This is a genomic window from Streptomyces sp. NPDC039465 (assembly GCF_055639315.1).
In genome coordinates this window covers 52058-71350 of record NZ_JBVKAP010000004.1, presented here as the reverse complement: position 1 = coordinate 71350, position 19293 = coordinate 52058, and the positions used below count along the sequence as shown (strand labels likewise).

General features: G+C 71.9%; 14 protein-coding genes, 4 tRNA genes and 1 other RNA gene. 9 read left to right on the top strand and 10 right to left on the bottom strand.

Going from position 1 to position 19293, the window contains the following annotated elements:
* Positions 1-8: 8 nt before the first annotated feature.
* Positions 9-2429, bottom strand: coding sequence for a helicase-associated domain-containing protein (locus ACZ7LT_RS14730; RefSeq protein ID WP_471236413.1), 2421 nt, complete (start codon positions 2427-2429; stop codon positions 9-11).
* Positions 2430-2699: 270 nt separating this feature from the next.
* Positions 2700-2787: transfer RNA gene (locus ACZ7LT_RS14725), tRNA-Ser, on the bottom strand.
* A 108-nt stretch (positions 2788-2895) separates the two neighbouring features.
* Between ACZ7LT_RS14725 and ffs the strand changes: the two genes are divergently transcribed.
* From ffs to ACZ7LT_RS14695, 6 genes are all read left to right on the top strand, one after another.
* An RNA gene (gene ffs / locus ACZ7LT_RS14720) (signal recognition particle sRNA small type) lies at positions 2896-2994 on the top strand.
* 45 nt (positions 2995-3039) lie between these two features.
* A complete protein-coding gene (locus ACZ7LT_RS14715) occupies positions 3040-5151 on the top strand; it encodes a DNA polymerase III subunit gamma and tau (protein WP_471236412.1) in 2112 nt (703 codons plus the stop codon).
* A gap of 60 nt (positions 5152-5211) precedes the next feature.
* Positions 5212-6462, top strand: coding sequence for a phosphoribosylamine--glycine ligase (purD, locus tag ACZ7LT_RS14710; RefSeq protein ID WP_471236411.1), 1251 nt, complete (start codon positions 5212-5214; stop codon positions 6460-6462).
* A 326-nt stretch (positions 6463-6788) separates the two neighbouring features.
* Positions 6789-8450 (top strand): M48 family metalloprotease, encoded by a 1662-nt coding sequence (locus ACZ7LT_RS14705; protein WP_471236410.1) that lies wholly within the window; start codon positions 6789-6791, stop codon positions 8448-8450.
* 190 nt (positions 8451-8640) lie between these two features.
* Positions 8641-10101 (top strand): N,N-dimethylformamidase beta subunit family domain-containing protein, encoded by a 1461-nt coding sequence (locus ACZ7LT_RS14700; RefSeq protein WP_471236409.1) that lies wholly within the window; start codon positions 8641-8643, stop codon positions 10099-10101.
* Positions 10102-10196: 95 nt separating this feature from the next.
* Complete coding sequence (locus tag ACZ7LT_RS14695) at positions 10197-11108, top strand: phosphoribosylaminoimidazolesuccinocarboxamide synthase (RefSeq protein ID WP_471236408.1); 912 nt, start codon at positions 10197-10199, stop codon at positions 11106-11108.
* 44 nt (positions 11109-11152) lie between these two features.
* Here the strand turns inward: ACZ7LT_RS14695 and ACZ7LT_RS14690 are convergent.
* The 8 genes from ACZ7LT_RS14690 to ACZ7LT_RS14655 form a co-directional block, all read right to left on the bottom strand.
* Positions 11153-11228: transfer RNA gene (locus tag ACZ7LT_RS14690), tRNA-Gly, on the bottom strand.
* Between the two features lie 22 nt (positions 11229-11250).
* Positions 11251-11865: a response regulator gene (locus ACZ7LT_RS14685; RefSeq protein ID WP_471236407.1), complete on the bottom strand. Its 615-nt coding sequence runs from the start codon at positions 11863-11865 to the stop codon at positions 11251-11253.
* Positions 11862-13187, bottom strand: a complete 1326-nt coding sequence (locus ACZ7LT_RS14680; protein WP_471236406.1) for a sensor histidine kinase — start codon at positions 13185-13187, stop codon at positions 11862-11864. Before ACZ7LT_RS14680 ends, ACZ7LT_RS14685 begins: the two co-directional genes overlap by 4 nt.
* Before the next feature lie 14 nt (positions 13188-13201).
* Positions 13202-13969, bottom strand: a complete 768-nt coding sequence (locus ACZ7LT_RS14675; RefSeq protein WP_471236405.1) for an ABC transporter permease — start codon at positions 13967-13969, stop codon at positions 13202-13204.
* 1 nt (position 13970) lies between these two features.
* Complete coding sequence (locus ACZ7LT_RS14670) at positions 13971-14888, bottom strand: ABC transporter ATP-binding protein (RefSeq protein ID WP_471236404.1); 918 nt, start codon at positions 14886-14888, stop codon at positions 13971-13973.
* Positions 14889-15030: 142 nt separating this feature from the next.
* A tRNA-Gly gene (locus ACZ7LT_RS14665) sits at positions 15031-15103 on the bottom strand.
* Positions 15104-15174: 71 nt separating this feature from the next.
* A tRNA-Gly gene (locus tag ACZ7LT_RS14660) sits at positions 15175-15246 on the bottom strand.
* 112 nt (positions 15247-15358) lie between these two features.
* Positions 15359-15712: a histone-like nucleoid-structuring protein Lsr2 gene (locus tag ACZ7LT_RS14655; RefSeq protein ID WP_471236403.1), complete on the bottom strand. Its 354-nt coding sequence runs from the start codon at positions 15710-15712 to the stop codon at positions 15359-15361.
* A gap of 325 nt (positions 15713-16037) precedes the next feature.
* Between ACZ7LT_RS14655 and purS the strand changes: the two genes are divergently transcribed.
* Genes purS through purL form a run of 3 tightly spaced genes read left to right on the top strand, consistent with a single transcriptional unit; the run spans position 16038 to position 19209 of the window.
* Complete coding sequence (gene purS / locus ACZ7LT_RS14650) at positions 16038-16283, top strand: phosphoribosylformylglycinamidine synthase subunit PurS (RefSeq protein WP_471236402.1); 246 nt, start codon at positions 16038-16040, stop codon at positions 16281-16283.
* On the top strand, positions 16280-16960 hold the full coding sequence (purQ, locus tag ACZ7LT_RS14645; RefSeq protein ID WP_471236401.1) for a phosphoribosylformylglycinamidine synthase subunit PurQ: 681 nt from the start codon (positions 16280-16282) through the stop codon (positions 16958-16960). Before purS ends, purQ begins: the two co-directional genes overlap by 4 nt.
* Positions 16960-19209, top strand: coding sequence for a phosphoribosylformylglycinamidine synthase subunit PurL (purL, locus tag ACZ7LT_RS14640; RefSeq protein ID WP_471236400.1), 2250 nt, complete (start codon positions 16960-16962; stop codon positions 19207-19209). Before purQ ends, purL begins: the two co-directional genes overlap by 1 nt.
* The last annotated feature ends 84 nt before the right edge of the window (positions 19210-19293 follow it).

The following is a 19293-nucleotide window of genomic DNA, read 5'->3' as shown; positions in this document are numbered from 1 at the left end:
TCATCGCGCTACGCGGGCATGACGCCGTGGACGCGGGACAGCGTGAAGACTCGTTCGGCATCACGCAGATGGCACCAGGCTTCGAGGTAGGGCGGGTCGAGTTCGAGGCGGCTGAGGGTGCGCACGGTGCGGCTTCCCGACGCGGCTACGTATTCGACGGTGATGGCCATACCGGTGTCGATGGCGTGGCAGAGCTGGCGGACGTCTGTGTACGTCAGCTGCTTCGCGTACCCGGCGACGATCTCCTCGGTATCCGTACCGAAGGGGACCCCGGTGCCGAAGGGATCGGGCTCCGGGGCGGTCGGCGGGGCGGTCAGCAGCCGGGCCACCACGGCGTACGACTCGGCGGCCGACGCCTCCGCCGCTCGGTACGTCGAGCGTCCGGTGCCGGCCTTGGTGGCGGCCTTCCGCGGGGCCGGAACGGCGGCGGCCCGTCGAGGGGGCACCTTCTCGATGCGTACGGTCCCGTCCGGGGCCTCGGCGACGGGGGCATAGCCCTGGTCCCGGAGCGCGGACAGGGTCTTGTCGGGCGGGCTGTCGCTGACGAGCACCGTCGGGGCGAGCTGCCGTAGCCCGAGCGCGGAGAGTCCCCGGTGGGCGGCGAGCTCGGCCAGGAGCGCCGGTTCGTCGGCGTGGATGACGCAGGCGGCGGGGGTGACGCGCACGTGGCCGTGGCGGCGTGCGGCATCGGCGATGAGATAGGACAGGGGCTGTGGCAGAGCGCCGTCGGCGATGGCGGTCAGCTCGACCGAGATCTCGTCCGGAGCGTGGCCGGCGTCCAGTGCGCGGCGGATGCTGTCGGCGCTGAACCGCCATACCGAGGCCGTGCCGCTGATCTCCCGGTCCGCGGTCGCATCCAGGAACTCCGCGAGGCGTGCCGAGGGCGTGCCGGTGACGACGGCCGTGAGGTCGCCACCGAGCCGGGCCGTGTCGGTGGCCTCGGGCAGCAGGAGCCGGCAGGCGGCGGTCAGTTCCTCAGTGTCACCGGCCAGCAGAGCCGCACCGAGCCGGGAGAGGGCGCCTCGGGCGATGACGCCCATCAGCTCGGCCTCGCGGACCGCCGCGGCGAAAGGCGTCTCGTCGTGGAACGACAGATGAGCGAGCGGACGGTGCCATGCCACGAGCGGCCCCAGATCCGTGGCGGCCTTCACGCACTGACCTTCGGCAAGCGTTGCCGCCGCTGCGAGCAGCCCGCGCCGAGCCTGTAGACAGCCGCCGCAGGGAGGAGCCCCGGCCACGGCGGGGAGCGCCTTGTTGTCCTCGTCGCGGGCCTGCGAGGGAGTGAACTGCAGGTTCCACCATGTGTGAAGCAGCTCGGCGAACCGCGCTGCGGGTTCCTGCGCCGCCCAGGTGTCGTACGCCGCGGTGGGTGCGACGCGGTTGCCGTCCGCGGCCAGCACCCCGGCCGAGTACGCGATCTCCAGGGTGATGCGTACCACCGCGTCGTCGGCCTGTGCCGCCTTGCCGATCCGAGCCAGTTCACGTGCGCCGATCCCGCCGGACTTCAGCCGGGCCGGGGGAGCCGCCGAGCAGGCTGACAGGAGCGAGGCGGCGTGGGCCGCGAACGCCGTGGCAGCTGCCGCTGCCTCCCGGTCCACCTCCACCGCGGGGACGGACACTAGCTCCGGGGCAGGCGGTACGGGCGCGAACGGGGCATGCCAGTCGGGCCCGCGCAGCGCGAGCGCCACTTCGACGGGCATGCGGGCCGGCCCGTATCCGTGGCGGTTCCGGACCAGGAAGCCGCGGTCCAGAGCCCATCGCTCGTCCGGCCGGGAAGCGGCCTCGGGAGCTCCGAAAATGATGAACTCCGTTTCTCGCGGTGCGGACTTCGCTCGGCGCTCAAGCAGCTGCCGGGCGGCCGGAGGGGCCTTCGCGATCACGGAGACGACGCGTTGCGGATCGCCATGGTGTTCCAGGACGGCGGCCGTGCGCTGTTGCCTGGTGCCGGGCGGCTTGATGCCCAGTGCCGCGAGCATGCCGCGCAGCTCCTCGGAGGTCACGCCTTCCAGAAGCTCCTCCAGCGGAGCGTCCAGCCCCAGGGGCGTCTCCCACGCCTGCCGCAACGGCGCGGCCATGTGGAGCCTTCCGTCGCTGTCCGGCCAGACCAGGGCATGATCGGCCAGAGTCTCCAGCACGCCGTCCAGTTCCCGAGTGGCAGTGGCTGCCGTCGCTCCCAGCGCCCTCGCCAGGGCGCCGCGCGACATGGGCGTTCCCAAGGCGGCCAGGGCCTCGGCCACCTGGAGGCACGGCAGGGGAAGCTGCGGCAAGGCGAGCGCCACCGAGCCGGGTCGCAGAAGACGTTCCGACAGTTCCTCCATGGAGCGCGGCTCCGGTGGCACCGCGGCGTCCTTCCGCATCCCGAGTACGCGCGCCAGCTGTGGGGCGTCGAGACCGCCCAGCCGGGCTGTCACCGTGGATAGGGACGTCATGGGGAACACCTCGCGAGGCCGGGAACGCGGCTGGGGACAAGCGGCCCGAGTGGAGCCAAGGATTGCGCATTCGATGGGTCCGCCGTCGGCACTCGGAAGGGGTTCACCCACGGAGGGGAGCTCCTGATGGGCCGGAGTGAGGGCGGTCCCTGGCACACCGTGTGAGATGTCGTGAATGTCGGAGATAAAAAAGACCGGAAGTGAGACCAGGGCATGCAGAAGACCCCGGCCGGTTTCCCGGTCGGGGTCTTCAAGTGCCCGGTGAGGCACTGGCGGAGGATACGAGATTCGAACTCGTGAGGGGTTGCCCCCAACACGCTTTCCAAGCGTGCGCCCTAGGCCTCTAGGCGAATCCTCCGCCGCAAACAATACAAGACGTTGAGGAGTGCTCGCGAACCCGTTCCCCGGGGGCCTCCTCCGAGGCTCAGGGGGTGGTCGGAGGGCGGCTCGGATCGGGTACTCTGGGCGGAGCCCCTCACGTGGCGCTATCTGACTGAACTCCCCCAGGGCCGGAAGGCAGCAAGGGTAGGTCGGCTCTGGCGGGTGCGTGGGGGGCGCTTGCGTTCCTGGGGCGTCCCGGTTGTCGGTGGGCGCCTATAACCTCGTAAGCGTGTCGTCTCTCGCGCTCTACCGCCGCTACCGCCCCGAGTCGTTCGCCGAGGTCATCGGGCAGGAGCATGTCACCGACCCGCTGCAGCAGGCGCTGCGGAACAACCGGGTCAATCACGCGTACCTGTTCAGCGGGCCCCGTGGCTGCGGAAAGACGACCAGTGCCCGGATCCTGGCCCGCTGTCTGAACTGCGAGCAGGGGCCCACCCCCACCCCGTGCGGGGAGTGCCAGTCCTGCCGGGACCTCGCGCGCAACGGGCCGGGGTCGATCGACGTCATCGAGATCGACGCCGCCTCGCACGGTGGCGTGGACGACGCCCGTGACCTGCGGGAGAAGGCCTTCTTCGGGCCCGCCTCCAGCCGGTACAAGATCTACATCATCGACGAGGCCCACATGGTCACCTCAGCGGGCTTCAACGCCCTGCTGAAGGTGGTCGAGGAGCCGCCGGAGCACCTCAAGTTCATCTTCGCCACCACCGAGCCCGAGAAGGTCATCGGGACGATCCGGTCGCGTACGCACCACTATCCGTTCCGGCTCGTCCCGCCCGGCACGCTCCGTGAGTATCTGGCCGAGGTCTGTGGCCGTGAGGGCATCCCCGTCGAGGACGGGGTCCTGCCGCTGGTCGTGCGGGCCGGCGCCGGGTCCGTGCGTGACTCGATGTCGGTGATGGACCAGCTGCTCGCCGGGGCCGCCGCGGACGGTGTGACATATGCCATGGCGACGGCTCTGCTCGGGTACACCGACGGGTCCCTGCTCGACTCCGTCGTGGACGCGTTCGCGGCCGGTGACGGTGCGGCGGCGTTCGAGGTCGTGGACCGGGTCGTCGAGGGGGGCAACGACCCCCGGCGGTTCGTGGCCGATCTGCTGGAGCGCCTGCGGGACCTGGTGATCCTCGCCGCCGTGCCGGACGCGGCGGAGAAGGGGCTGATCGACGCCCCCACCGATGTGATCGAGCGGATGCAGGCTCAGGCGTCCGTCTTCGGGGCGGCCGAGCTCAGCCGCGCCGCCGACCTGGTCAACACCGGGCTGACGGAGATGCGCGGCGCGACCTCGCCCCGGCTGCAGCTGGAGCTGATCTGCGCCCGCGTGCTGCTGCCGGTCGCGTTCGACGACGAGCGGTCCGTGCAGGCCCGGCTCGACCGGCTGGAGCGGGGCGCCGGTGCCGGTGCGATGGCGGCCGCCTTCCAGCCCTCCGGTCCGGGGCCCGCCATGGGGTACGTGCCCGGTCCCGAGGCCCACGTCCAGGCCCCGCCTGCCCCGGCCCCGGCCCCCGTACAGCCCCCGGCCCCGACCCCGGCTCCCGCCCCGGCCCCCGTACAGGAGCCCACCCCGCAGCCTGCCCCCGCCGCGCAGCCCCCGCAGCCCGCCGCCGCCACCCCCGGCGCCTGGCCCGGGGCCGCCACCCCTGGGGCCTGGCCCGGCGCGCGGACCCCCGGCCAGGGGCCCGCCCCGCAGCCCGCCCCCGCCGTACAGCAGACCCCGCAGCCCTCGCAGCCCGCCGCGACCGGCCAGGGCATGGCCCAGGGCGCCGCCCAGGTGCGGAACATGTGGCCGCAGATCCTGGAGGCGGTCAAGAACAGGCGCCGCTTCACCTGGATCCTGCTCAGCCAGAACGCCCAGGTGGCAGGGTTCGACGGGACCACTCTCCAGCTCGGCTTCCTCAACGCCGGTGCCCGCGACAACTTCGCGAGCAGCGGCAGCGAGGAGGTCCTCAAGCAGGCGTTGACCGAGCAGTTCAACGTCAACTGGAAGGTCGAGGCGATCATCGACCCGTCGGGCGGCTCCGCGCCCCCGCCGGCCACCCCCGGATACGGCTCCCGGCCCCCGGCCGCCCCCGCCGCCCCGGCTCCCGGACCGCAGCAGCCCATGCAGCCCCCGGCGCCCGTGCCGCAGCAGCCGCCCGTGCAGCAGCCGTCCCGGCAGGCCGGGCACGCCCAGGGACAGCCGTCCCAGCAGCCGCCCGCCCAGCACCACGCGCCGCCGCCGGTCGCGCCGGAGGACGACACTCCGGAGGAGGACGACCCGGACCTCGTCGACTCCGCCCTCTCCGGTCACGACCTGATCGTGCGCGAGCTCGGAGCCACGGTGGTGGAGGAATACACAAACGAGTAGGCCTGTCCGTTCGGTGGCCCGCACAAAGATCACGGTCTTCCGCGGGCTACCCTGGCTGGCGTGAAGGTCCTCGTCATCGGCGGCGGCGCCCGCGAACATGCCCTGTGCCGCTCTCTCTCCCTCGATCCCGACGTCACCGCTCTGCACTGCGCGCCCGGCAACGCCGGAATCGCGGAGGTCGCCGAGCTGCATCCGGTGGATGCGCTCGACGGCGGCGCCGTGGCCCGCCTGGCCGGCGAGCTCCAGGCCGACCTGGTCGTCGTCGGCCCGGAGGCGCCGCTCGTCGCCGGGGTCGCCGACGCCGTGCGCGCCGCCGGCATCCCCTGCTTCGGCCCGTCGCAGGAAGCGGCGCTGCTCGAAGGCTCCAAGGCCTTCGCCAAGGACGTGATGGCCGCGGCCAACGTCCCGACCGCCCGCTCCTACGTCTGCACCACCCCCGCCGAGATCGACGAGGCCCTCGACGCCTTCGGCGCGCCGTACGTGGTCAAGGACGACGGTCTCGCCGCCGGCAAGGGCGTCGTCGTCACCGACGATCTGGACGTCGCCCGCGAGCACGCGCTCGCCTGCGGCCGCGTGGTCATCGAGGAGTACCTGGACGGCCCCGAGGTCTCCCTCTTCGCGATCACCGACGGCTCGACCGTGCTGCCGCTCACCCCCGCCCAGGACTTCAAGCGCGCCCTCGACGGCGACGAGGGCCCCAACACCGGTGGCATGGGCGCCTATTCGCCGCTGCCGTGGGCCGACCCGAAGCTGGTCGACGAGGTCATGGCGACGGTCCTCCAGCCCACCGTCGACGAACTGCGCCGCCGCGGCACGCCGTTCTCCGGGCTGCTGTACGCGGGCCTGGCGATCACGAGCCGGGGCGTACGGGTCATCGAGTTCAACGCCCGCTTCGGCGACCCCGAGACGCAGGTCGTGCTGGCCCGGCTGAAGACGCCGCTGGCGAGCGTCCTGCTCAACGCCGCGAACGGCACGCTCGACAACGAGCCGCCGCTCAACTGGCGTGACGAGGCGGCCGTCACGGTCGTCGTCGCCTCGCACAACTACCCCGCCACCCCCCGCACCGGCGACCCGATCGAGGGCCTGGACGAGGTCGCGGCCGAGGACGCGCCCCACGCGTACGTCCTGCACGCCGGTACGAAGAAGGACGGCGACGCGGTCGTGAGCGCCGGCGGCCGTGTCCTGTCGGTCACCGCGACCGGCAAGGACCTGGCACAGGCCCGCGAGCGGGCGTACACGGCGGTGTCCCGGATCCGGCTCGACGGCTCCCAGCACCGTACGGACATCGCGCTCAAGGCCGCCGGAGGCTGACCCCCTCGGGCCTGCGGCCCCGGCCCGAGCCTGAGGCCCCGCGACCAGCCCTGACGCCCCAGGAGCCGCATGGGGCACAGAGTTCGCACGGCGTCACCACCTTTACCCATAGCCATTCCATCGAGTGACGACTCGGCCATCCGGATGACGGCCGCCGAACCCCCAACTAGGGTGCGGCGCAGGCATTCCGGCACTTGGCCCACCGGCATTGCGATGTCAGTGGCGGGTGCCACAGTGGGGGAGTGAGCAATCCCGCCGCAGGCTGTCCGCCGCAGGGCAAGAGGGGGTGACGTCAGGCCGTGTCCGGTTCAGGTTCGGACCCCGGTATGGGGGAGGAGCTGGGCGCGCGTGCCGCGCGTGCCCGGGCTCTGGCCGTGCTGCGCGTCCGCAGCAGGGCGACCGTCCTCGCCGTGCTGCCCGCTGCCGTGGCCGTCGTGCTCCTGGTCGGCGGTGTCACGGGCCGGATCGGCGGCGAGGTCTTGGACACCGTCCGCTGGGTGGTGACCGCGCTGGCCGTCGTGGTGCTGCTGGCCGCCGCGGCCGTCGCCGCGGTGATCGCCCGGTCGGGGCCGGCCGTCACTCCGACGGTCGAGATCGCCGAGAAGTCCGCCCCGGATCTGTATCGGATGGTGCGGGACCTGGCGGACCGGCTCGATGTCCCCGCGCCCTCCGCGATAGCCCTGACGCCCGACTGCGACAGCTGGCTGGAGGACCGCACACACCCGGCGACCCGCTCCGGTCCGGTGCCGGGGGGCGGCGGCGCCGACGCTCCCGTGCTGGTCATCGGCTCGCCCTTCCTGTGGTGGATGCGGGTCGGCGAGCTGCGGGCGGTGCTCGCGCCGGTCGTCGCCGGTACGGGTCCCTCCGCGCACCCCGACATAGCCGCGGCCCGCCGTTTCGTACGGGGCCTCGACGCCGCGGTCGCCGTGCCCGCCCGGCCGGACCTCGATCCCGTACGGCGGCTGGGCGCCCGGTTCACCGGCTGGGTCGCCGCGATCCTGCTGCGGGGCTGCCGCGGGCACGCGGCCGAGATGGAGCGGGGGGTCGCCGCGGCCGGGTCCGAGCGCGCACAGGCTGTGGACTACGGTCTGCGGATCGTCGCGCAGGAGCAGGTGGGCCTCGCCTACGCCGGCTGGGACCGGCTGCTGACCCGGGTCGCTCTGCCCGCGTGGCGGATGGGCCGCTGGCCCTCGCGGCTGGACGCGGGCGTGGTCTCCGCGCTGACCGAGCTGTCGCGGCGGGACCGGCTGGCCGAGGGGTTCGCGTCCCGGCTGGGTGAGCGGCCCGCCTGCGATCTGCTCGAAGAGCCCGGCGCGGTCGACGAGGCCACGTCCCTGCTCGCGGCCCGCCTCTTCCACGGCGGCCCGGCCGAGGCGGGCCCCGACTGGTCTCCGGTCGACTGGCAGCGCTATCCGGAGGAGGTCGTGGACCGTAAGTGGCGTACGGACGCCGCCCGGCTCCACCGCGTCCTCGACCGACTCGGCGACGCCCCCGCCGCCGGCCTCGGCCGGAGTTCCGGCGGTCCTACGCTCGCCCGGGTGATGGACCACCTGGCCGCCGCGCACGGCGGCGACGCCGGGGAGGCCCTCGCCGCCCGGATCAGCGCCGAGGTGGCCCGCGAGGAGGCATCGCGGCCGCCGGTGGAGCGCCAGGGGCACGGCCCGGCCATGGTCCAGGGCGACCCGGACGGCCCGTACATCTTCGGCACCGACCCGCTGCCGCTGTTCCCGCTCCAGCCGCCCCGCAGCGGCCGTGAGCTGCTTGCCGACCATGTGACCGCGATGGTGTGCTGCGCCGCCGTCGACACCGCGGGCGCCGCGCCCGGTCTGGACTGGCTCGACGGGCCCGCTCTGCTGGTCGGCGGCGCGCGTCGCACGGATCTGACCGGTCGTGTGCTGACCCTGATCGAGGACGCCGACCCGGAGCCGCTGCGGAGCTGGCTCACGGAGATCGGGGTCCGCGCCGAGAAGCCCGTCCGGCTGGTCTGACGACCGGCAGGGCACCGCCCGGCCGCCCTCACCCCACCCCACCCCCCACCCCGCCAAACGGAATCAAAAGTTCCGTTCTCGTCAATTAACGACGAACGGTGACGGAGTGCGTGCGTTATGTGATGTGCTGGGGAGCGCTACGGAAGTGCAGGACCGCCAGAAACCACGGGGGAGTCGAGGGAGGGGCGCCATGGGGGCGGAGCAGATCCGGCGATGGGAGTCAGGGGCCCTGGCCCACGCCGTCACGGACCCCTTCGGTCAGGGCCCGCTGCCCTGGCTGCGCGGCAGCGAGCACTACTTCGACGACACCGGGCAGGTCGTGCCCTGGTACGCCGACCAGAAGCTCGCCCGCGGCGGCAGCGGCGGCCCGCGCACCGCCGACGACGTCCGCCGTCAGATCAAAGGGTTCGTCTCGGACGGCGCGGTCGCCCCCGGTGAGTCGATCGACTTCCACATCACCGTGGACCCGCCGCAGCAGTTCTCGGTCGACATCTATCGCATCGGGCACTACGGCGGCGACGGCGCCTGCAAGATCATCACGAGTCCGCGGCTCTCCGGCATCGTCCAGCCGCCCCCGCTCACCGCCGACCGCACGGTCTCCTGCCACCACTGGTGGCTCTCCTGGCGGCTGCAGATCCCGTCGTACTGGTCGATCGGCGCGTACGTCGCGGTCCTCACCACCGTGGACGGCTACCGCTCCCACATCCCCTTCACCGTCCGCGACGAGCACCCCGCGGATCTGCTGCTGCTCCTGCCCGACATCACCTGGCAGGCGTACAACCTCTACCCGGAGGACGGCCGGACCGGCGCCAGCCTCTACCACGCCTGGGACGAGGAGGGCCGGCTCCTCGGCGAGCGGGACGCCGCCACCACGGTCTCCTTCGACCGCCCCTACGCGGGCGCGGGACTTCCGCTCCACGTCGGCCACGCCTACGACTTCATCCGCTGGGCGGAGCGGTACGGCTACGACCTCGCCTACGCCGACGCCCGCGATCTGCACGCGGGCCGGATCGACCCGACCCGCTACCGCGGCCTGGTCTTCCCTGGCCACGACGAATACTGGTCGGTCCCGATGCGCCGGACCGTCGAGTCCGCCCGGGACAACGGCACGTCCCTGGTCTTCCTCTCCGCCAACACCATGTACTGGCAGGTCGAGCTCGGACCGTCCCCCTCGGGCGTCCCCGACCGGCTGCTGACCTGCCGAAAACGCCGCGGCCCCGGCCGCCCCGCCCTGTGGCGGGAGGTCGACCGGGCCGAGCAGCAGCTGCTCGGCATCCAGTACGCGGGCCGGGTCCCCGAGCCGCACCCCATGGTCGTACGGAACGCGGAGCACTGGCTCTGGGAGGCCACCGGCGCCGGGGAGGGCGACGAGATCGCCGGCCTGGTCGCGGGCGAGGCGGACCGGTACTTCCCGCGCACCGCGCTCCCCGAGCACCAGGGCCGCATCCTGCTGGCCCACTCGCCCTACCGCGACGGCGAGGGCGCCGTGCGCCACCAGGAGACGTCCGTCTACCGGGCTCCGTCCGGGGCGCTGGTCTTCGCCTCCGGGACGTTCGCCTGGTCGCCGGCGCTGGACCGGCCGGGCCATGTCGACACCCGGATCCAGCGCGCTACGGCCAATCTCCTCGACCGCATCTGCAAGCGCGACTGACGGGCCCAGGGACACCCCCGGCCCCCGGTCCGGCCGGCTCGGCCCGCGTGCGAGAGAATCGGAGACGCTCCTGGATCAACCTACGCGGAGGAACCGTGTCCGGATTCGTAGAAAAGCCCGAGCCGCTTCAGGTCCCGGGCCTGACCCACCTCCACACGGGCAAGGTGCGTGACCTCTATCGGAACGAGGCCGGCGACCTGGTGATGGTCGCCAGCGACCGGATCTCCGCGTACGACTGGGTGCTGCCGACCGAGATCCCCGACAAGGGCCGGGTCCTCACCCAGCTGTCGCTGTGGTGGTTCGACCAGCTCGCCGATCTCGTGCCCAACCACGTGCTCTCCACCGACCTCCCGCCCGGCGCTCCCGCCGACTGGGCAGGCCGCACCCTCATCTGCAAGTCCCTGCGGATGGTCCCGGTCGAGTGCGTCGCCCGCGGCTACCTCACCGGCTCCGGCCTCGTCGAGTACCAGCAGACCCGGACGGTCTGCGGGCTCGCCCTCCCCGAGGGGCTCACCGACGGCTCCGAGCTCCCCGCGCCGATCTTCACCCCGGCCACCAAGGCCGCGGTCGGCGACCACGACGAGAACGTGCCGTACGAGGAGGTGGCCCGCCAGGTCGGTGCGGAGACCGCCGCCCACCTGCGCCAGAGCACCCTCGCCGTCTACAGCCGGGCCCGGGACATCGCCCGTGACCGGGGCATCATCCTCGCCGACACCAAGTTCGAGTTCGGCTTCGAGGCCACCGAGTCCGGTGAGCGGCTGATCATCGCGGACGAGGTCCTGACCCCGGACTCCTCCCGCTTCTGGCCCGCCGCCACCTGGGAGCCGGGCCACGCCCAGCCGTCGTACGACAAGCAGTTCGTCCGGGACTGGCTGACCTCCCCGGCGTCCGGCTGGGACCGCAAGAGCGAGCAGCCGCCGCCGGCCCTCCCGCAGGACGTGGTGGACGCGACCCGCGGCAAGTACCTGGAGGCGTACGAGCTGCTCACCGGCAGCCGCTGGCACTAGGACACGAAGAAGCCCCCGGTCGGATCGACCGGGGGCTTCTTTCATGGAGCGGACGACGAGATTCGAACTCGCGACCCTCACCTTGGCAAGGTGATGCTCTACCAACTGAGCCACGTCCGCATGCGCCGTAGCGCGGAGACCACTATACCCAACCTCGCTCCCGCGCGAGACGCACCGCCGTGTGCCGGTTCTCCGCGCCGAGCTTCGCGGCCGCCGAGGAGAGGTAGTTCCGGACCGTCCCCGGGGAGAGCGAGGCCCGCTCGGCGATCTCCGCGATGGGTGCTCCGTCGGCCGCGAACTCCAGCACCTCGGCCTCCCGGGCGGTCAGCGGGGAGTCCCCCGCGGAGATCGCGTCGGCCGCCAACTCCGGGTCCACGTATCGGTTTCCGGCGTGCACGGCCCGGATGATCTCGGCGAGCCGCTGGGCGCTGACGGTCTTCGGGACGAAGCCCCGCACTCCGGCCGACAGGGCCCGCTTGAGGTGGCCGGGACGGCCGTGACTCGTCACGATCATGGTCCGGCAGGAGGGAAGTTCGTCCCGCAGAGATGTGGCGACCTTCACACCGTCGAGGCCGCCGGGCATCTGCAGATCGAGCACGGCGACGTCCGGCCGGTGGGCGCGGGCCATCGCGAGCGCCTCCGCGCCCGAGGCCGCCTCGGCGACCACGACGAGATCGTCCTCCAGGGCGAGGAGCGCGGCGAGCGCACCCCGGATCAGATGCTCGTCGTCGGCGAGCAGGACACGTACGGCCGTCACTCGGTCTCCTCCATGTCGGCGGGGCGGGCGGGGCGCGGGATCCGGTCCATGTCGGCGGGGCGGGCGGGGCGCGGGGTCCGGTCCATGTCGGTGAGGTGGGCAGGGCGCGGGGTCCGGTCCGGGTCGGTCGTGTCGGCGGGGCGTGGGATCCGGGCCGTCACGCGGAAGGTGCCGTCGGGGCCGGGGGCCGCGTCCAGCGTGCCGCCGACGGCCGCCAGGCGTTCCCGCAGCCCGGCGAGGCCCGTGCCGCGCCCCATCCGACTGCCCCGCACGCCGTCGTTCTCCACGGTCAGCCGTACGCCCCCGGCCTCCTCGGCCAGCGAGATCGTGCACCGCCGCGCGTCACCGTGCCGCAGCACGTTGGTGGTGCTCTCCCGGACCACCCAGCCCAGGGTCGAGAGGATCCCCGGAGGCAGTTCGGGGTTCTGGGCCTCGACGGCGCAGTCGATGCCCGCCGCCTCCAGCACGCCCCGGGCGCCTTCGAGTTCCACCCGCAGATCGGCCTCGCGGTAGCCCCGGACGACGTCGCGGACCTCCCGCTGGGACTCCTGGGCGATCCGCTGGACCTCGGTCATCTGGTCGACGGCCTCGGGGCGGCCGCGCCGGGCGAGCTGGACGGCCAGCTCGCTCTTGAGGGCGATCACCGCGAGGTTCCGGCCGAGGACGTCGTGCATGTCACGGCCGAACCGCAGCCGTTCCTCGGCGACGGCGAGCCGGGCCTGGGTGTCCCGGGCGGCCCGCAGCTCCAGCATCACGTTGAGCACCCACAGCGAGATCCGGACGGTGACGGCGAGCCAGCCGGTGACCATGCCGGTGGTCAGGGTGGCGAGGACCGCTTCGAGGGTGCCCCGGCCGGTCAGCGGCAGCAGCGCCCCGACGGCGGTCAGGGCGATCGCCTGGTGCAGGACGCTGATCCGGCCGCGGACGAGCAGGCAGTGGCCGCAGACGAGCGGCATCAGCGCGGAGCTGAGCATCATCGGCACCATGCCGGTCAGATCGGCGAGCCCGGCCAGGACGAGCACGCAGACGGTGCTCGCCGCGGTGGCCGCCCCGGCGAGGAGCGCCGCGCGCCGGTCGGTGACGCCGAGGCCCAGATAGGTGTCCATCGCCTGCCGCGTGAAGCGGTGGCACAGCGCTCCGTTGACGACCGCGAGCAGGGGCGCGGCCACGGCCAGGACGGGCGGTCCGCCGCGGACGTCCGGGGTCAGCTCCCCCATGACGAGGACGAAGACGGACGACCACAGCAGGAAGTACACGGTGACCCGCGTGTAGAGGTCCACCTTCGCCAGGCCGCTGCGGCGGCTCCAGCCCTTCACCCGCACGTACGCTCCCCCGGTCAGCGTCGCGGCTCCCAGCGGAACCACCGCTGGACAGCAAACACCGAGATCACCGTCCAGGCCAGCGCGGTGAGCGCCGCGCCCAGGAGCTCCTTGGTGTCCCCGCCGCCGAGCCAGCCGGCCCGTACGAGCCTCATCACGCCGCTCAGCGGCAGCAGTTCGCAGACCGAAGCGATCCGCTCGGGGAAGACCTGAAGGGGTACGAAGAGCCCGGAGCCCATCGCCGAGATCAGGAACATCGGCAGGGTGGTGAGCTGCGCGCTGTCGACGCTGCGGGTGACGGCGGAGGTCGCCGCGGCGAGGGCCGTCATCAACACCAGGCCGAGCAGCACCCCGGCGACGAGCAGCTCGGGCCGCTGCGGCGCCCGTACGTCCAGCAGGGCCGCGCCCCCGGCCACCAGCAGCGCGCACTGGGCGAGGGCGAGGGCCAGGGACGGCAGGGCGATCCCGGTGAGGATCTCCCGGTCCGAGGGCTCGCCGGTGCGCAGCCGCTTGAGGACGAGGCCCTCGCGCCGGGCCACGTACGCCGAGACGAGGTTGGTGTGGACGACCATCAGCAGCACCATGCCGATGCCGCCGGTCAGCGCCGCTTCGAGGACGCTCATGCCCGCCGCGCCCAGATCGACCTCGTCCAGGGAGGACCTGATCACCAGGACCATCATCAGCGGCATCAGCAGCGCGACGAAGAGCGCCGTCCGGTTCCGTACGAGCAGGGTCAGCTCGGCCCGCCCCAGGGTGCCCAAGTGCGCGGTCGTGTTCGCCGCCATGTCACACACCTACCGTTTCGTGCCGCTGCGAGCGCGCGATGTCGAGGAAGGCCTCTTCGAGGGAGGCCGAGCGGGCGTCGAGCCCTTCGAGCCGTACGTCCGTCTCCCGCGCCCAGGCGAGCAGGGCGCCGAGCGTGTCCTGGAGTTCGTGGGTACGGATCTCCACCTGGCGGCCGTCCGTCGCAGCTCGCAGTTCGAGCGGCAGCCGGGCCGGGGAGACCGTCTGGGGGAGGGCGAACCGGATCCGGGCGGGCCGGGAGGCGGTGACCTCGGCCGGCGTGCCGTGGGTGACGATCCGGCCCTGGTGCATGATCGCCAGCCGGTCGGCGAGCGCCTCGGCCTCCTCCAGGTGGTGGGTGGTCAGCAGGACGGTCGTGCCGCCGTCGCGCAGTGCGCGGACCAGCTCCCAGGTGTCGCGCCGGCCCTCCGCGTCCAAGCCGGTGGTCGGTTCGTCGAGGAAGAGCACCTCGGGGCCGCCGAGCAGGGCGAGGGCGAGGTCGAGGCGCCGCCGCTCACCTCCGGAGAGCTGGCTGACGCGGACGCTCTGCCGGGCCGTGAGGCCGACCAGTTCCAGGGCCTCCCCGGTCGGCCGGGCTCCGGTGGTGCAGCCCGCCCACATGCGTATGGTTTCGGCCACGGTCAGATCGGACGGGAAGCCGCCCTCCTGGAGCATGATCCCGATCCGGGGCCGTACGGCGGCCCGATCCCGGTACGGATCACGGCCCAGCACCCGTACGGCGCCGCCGCTCGGCCGGGCGAGGCCTTCGAGGAGCTCGACCGTGGAGGTCTTCCCGGCGCCGTTGGTGCCGAGCAGGGCGAAGATCTCGCCCTGGGGCACGGTGAAGGTGAGGCCGCTCACGGCCTCGAACCCGCCGGCGTAGGTCCGGCGCAGCCCGTCGGCCTCGATCACATCTGTCATGCGTCAAGCGTTCCGCGCGGGGCGGCGGCGGGTCAGTGCGTGCTGTCATCGCCGCTGATGACAAATGTCATCGGCGCCCCGTCGGTTTCGACGGGAACACGACGAAGGCCCCGGTCGTGATGACCGGGGCCTTCGTTCTCTGAGCGGACGACGAGATTCGAACTCGCGACCCTCACCTTGGCAAGGTGATGCTCTACCAACTGAGCCACGTCCGCATGTGCCCCGCTGTTGTGCGGTGCGAACACCACTGTACCTGATCCATTGAGGAGGTCGGTAAGCGATGCAGAGCGGGTGACAGGAATTGCACACTGCGCCTTCCCCCTGGAAGGGGGATGTTCTACTACTGAACTACACCCGCACGCTGCGTCGGACCTGGCCTTTCGGCCGTGCCCTTCGGCGTGATCCAGACTCTAGCGGATCAGCGGGGGTGCATGGCAAATCGACGGCCGACGGAGGGTCAGGGGCCCGGCTCAACTGGCCTGGCGGAACGCCTCGTAGACCCGCTTGGGGATGCGGCCACGGGCCGGGACGTCCATCTTGTGGGACTGTGCCCAGGCACGGACGGCGGCCGGATCCGGTTCGAGGGAGGTGAAGGTGCGCTCCTTGGGTGCCTTGGCCGTGCGGCCCGCCCGGCCGGGCCCGCCGCCGGTGCTCTGCTTTCGCCCGGCCGCCATGTAAGGGGCCAGTGCCTTGCGGAGTTTCTTTGCATTGGCGGGATTCAGGTCGATCTCGTACGCCTTCCCGTCAAGGCCGAACGTGACCGTTTCCGCCGCTTCTCCGCCGTCGATGTCGTCGAAGAGTGTGACCACTACGCGCTGCGCCACGGATATCGGTCCTTTCCTGCGGCTCGCCGGGTCAGACTCGCCGTGGTGCGCGTCTGACGTGCGGCGATACCGGGTTTCCGGCTGTTGAGGGGCAATGCGGCGTTCCTCGGCATTCCTCTGCATTCATTTGTACAGCGGTTGGCGGCGCATTGCGAAGCTCCGCCAATTGCATCAGCGTGTCCCGCTCACTGCAATGGGCGGCGCGATATTTCACCGGGATTTTTCCCAGGCGCCTTTGTAGGGTCCTCCAGTTATCTACTCGCGTAGATTTTGGAGACAGGTACGCTGAGGGAACCGCCCACGCAACACACCACCGGGAGTGCCAGTGGCACGCGTCGTAGTCGACGTCATGCTCAAGCCGGAGATCCTCGACCCGCAGGGCCAGGCGGTGCAGCGCGCACTGCCCCGCCTGGGTTTCCAGGGGATCGCCGACGTCCGTCAGGGAAAGCGCTTCGAGCTGGAGGTGGAGGGACCGGTCGATGACGCCGCCCTCGCCCGCATCCATGAGATGGCCGAAACGTTCCTCGCCAACACCGTCATCGAGGACTTCGTCGTGAAGGTGGAGTCGTGACCACTCGTATCGGAGTCGTCACCTTCCCCGGCACGCTCGACGACCGGGACGCACTGCGCGCCGTCCGCGTCGCGGGCGCCGAGCCCGTCTCGCTGTGGCACCGCGACAAGGACCTCCACCAGGTCGACGCGGTGGTCCTCGCCGGCGGCTTCTCCTACGGCGACTATCTGCGGGCCGGAGCCATCTCCCGCTTCTCGCCGGTGATGGAGACGATCATCGAGCAGGCGAAGGCGGGCATGCCCGTCCTCGGCATCTGCAACGGCTTCCAGATCCTCACCGAGGCCCATCTGCTGCCGGGCGCGATGCTGCGCAACAACCACCTGCACTTCATCTGCCGTGACCAGAAGCTGCGGGTGGAGAACGCGCAGACCTCCTGGACCGCCGACTACACGGCCGGCCAGGAGATCTCCGTACCGCTGAAGAACATGGACGGGCGGTACGTCGCCGACGAGCGCACGCTCGACGAGCTGGAGGCGGAGGGCCGCGTCGCCTTCCGCTACCTCGACGTCAACCCGAACGGCTCGCTGCGTGACATCGCGGGCATCACCAACGCCGCCGGGAACGTCGTGGGGCTCATGCCGCACCCGGAGCACGCCGTGGAGCCGCTGATCGGCACGGGCGGCACCGACGGCCTCGGTTTCTTCACCTCGATCCTCAAGAAGCTGGTCAACGCCTGATGACCCTCGATACCGTCAAGCACGCGACTGAGACTCCGGACGTCGAGCAGCCCTGGAAGGAGCTCGGCCTCAAGGAGGACGAGTACGCGCGGATCCGCGAGATCCTCGGCCGCCGTCCCACCGGCGCCGAGCTCGCCATGTACTCCGTGATGTGGTCCGAGCACTGCTCCTACAAGAGCAGCAAGGTCCATCTGAAGCAGTTCGGCGAGAAGACCCCCGAGAACGACGCCATGCTCGTCGGCATCGGCGAGAACGCGGGCGTCGTGGACGTCGGCCAGGGGTACGCGGTCACCTTCAAGGTCGAGTCGCACAACCACCCCTCGTACATCGAGCCCTACCAAGGCGCGGCCACCGGCGTCGGCGGCATCGTCCGCGACATCCTCGCCATGGGTGCCCGCCCGGTCGCGGTCGTCGACCCGCTGCGCTTCGGCGCGGCCGACCACCCCGACACCCGGCGTGTCCTGCCGGGCGTCGTCGCCGGCATCGGCGGCTACGGCAACTGCCTGGGGCTGCCCAACATCGGCGGCGAGGTCGTCTTCGACTCCTGCTACCAGGGCAACCCGCTGGTCAACGCCGGCTGCATCGGCGTGATGAAGCACGAGGACATCCACCTCGCGAAGGCCTCCGGCCCCGGCAACAAGGTCATCCTGTACGGCGCCCGTACCGGCGGCGACGGCATCGGCGGCGTGTCCGTCCTGGCCTCCGAGACCTTCGACGACACGAAGCCGACGAAGCGCCCGGCGGTCCAGGTCGGCGACCCGTTCCAGGAGAAGCTCCTCATCGAGTGCACGCTCGAGATCTTCAAGGAGAAGCTGGTCGCGGGCATCCAGGACCTCGGTGGCGCGGGCCTGTCCTGCGCGACCAGCGAGCTGGCCTCGGCCGGCTCGGGCGGTATGCGGGTCGAGCTGGACACCGTGCCGCTGCGTGACGCGACGCTCTCGCCCGAGGAGATCCTCATGAGCGAGTCGCAGGAGCGCATGTGCGCGATCGTCGCGCCGGAGTACGTCGACCGGTTCATGGAGATCTGCGAGAAGTGGGACGTCATCGCCACCGTCATCGGTGAGGTGACCGACGGCGAGCGGCTGGAGATCTTCTGGCACGGCGAGCAGATCGTCGACGTGCCGCCGCGCACGGTCGCGCACGAGGGCCCGGTCTACCACCGGCCGTACGCGCGCCCCGAGTGGCAGGACGCGCTCCAGGCGGACGACGCGGGCAAGCTGCCCCGGCCGGCCTCCCCCGAGGAGCTGCGTGCGCAGGTCCTCCAGCTGGTCGCGCACCCGAACCAGGCCTCCAAGGCCTGGATCACCGACCAGTACGACCGGTTCGTGCAGGGCAACACCGTCCTCGCGCAGCCCGAGGACGCGGGCATGGTCCGGATCGACGAGGAGTCGAATCTGGGCGTCGCCATGGCGACCGACGGCAACGGCCGGTACGCGAAGCTCGACCCGTACACCGGCGCGCAGCTCGCGCTGGCGGAGGCGTACCGCAATGTCGCCGCCTCCGGTGCCAGGCCGCTCGCCATCTCGGACTGCCTGAACTTCGGCTCGCCCGAGGACCCGGCGGTGATGTGGCAGTTCGCCGAGGCCACCCGTGGTCTTGCGGACGGCTGCTTCCAGCTCGGCACGCCGGTGACCGGCGGCAATGTCTCCCTCTACAACCAGACGGGCGACATCGCCATCCACCCCACCCCCGTGGTGGCGGTGCTCGGTGTGATCGACGACGTGAACCGCCGTACGCCGATCGCCTTCGCGGAAGAGGGCCAGCTCCTCTACCTGCTCGGCGACACGCGTGAGGAGTTCGGCGGCTCGGCCTGGTCCGAGGTGGTCCACCAGCACCTGGGCGGTCTGCCGCCGGCCGTGGACCTCGACCGGGAGAAGCTGCTCGGCGAGATCCTGATCTCGGCCTCCCGTGACGGCATGATCGACGCGGCGCACGACCTGTCCGACGGCGGTCTCGTGCAGGCGGTCGTCGAGTCGTGCCTGCGGGGCGGCAAGGGCGCGCGGCTCGTGGTCCCCGACGGTCTGGACGCGTTCACCTTCCTGTTCAGCGAGTCGGCGGGCCGTGCGGTCGTGGCCGTGCCGCGCAGCGAGGAGCTCCGCTTCACCGACATGTGCGGAGCGCGGGGCCTGCCCGCGACCCGGATCGGTGTCGTGGACGGTGCCGAGGTCGAGGTGCAGGGCGCGTTCAGCATCTCGCTGGAGGAGCTGCGTACGGCGCACGAGGCGACGATCCCGGGTCTGCTCGCCTGATCGAGGCATGACCTGACAGACGCATGACGGGAGCCCCCGTCCGGATTCACCTCCGGCCGGGGGCTTCTTCATGCTGGGGTTGCA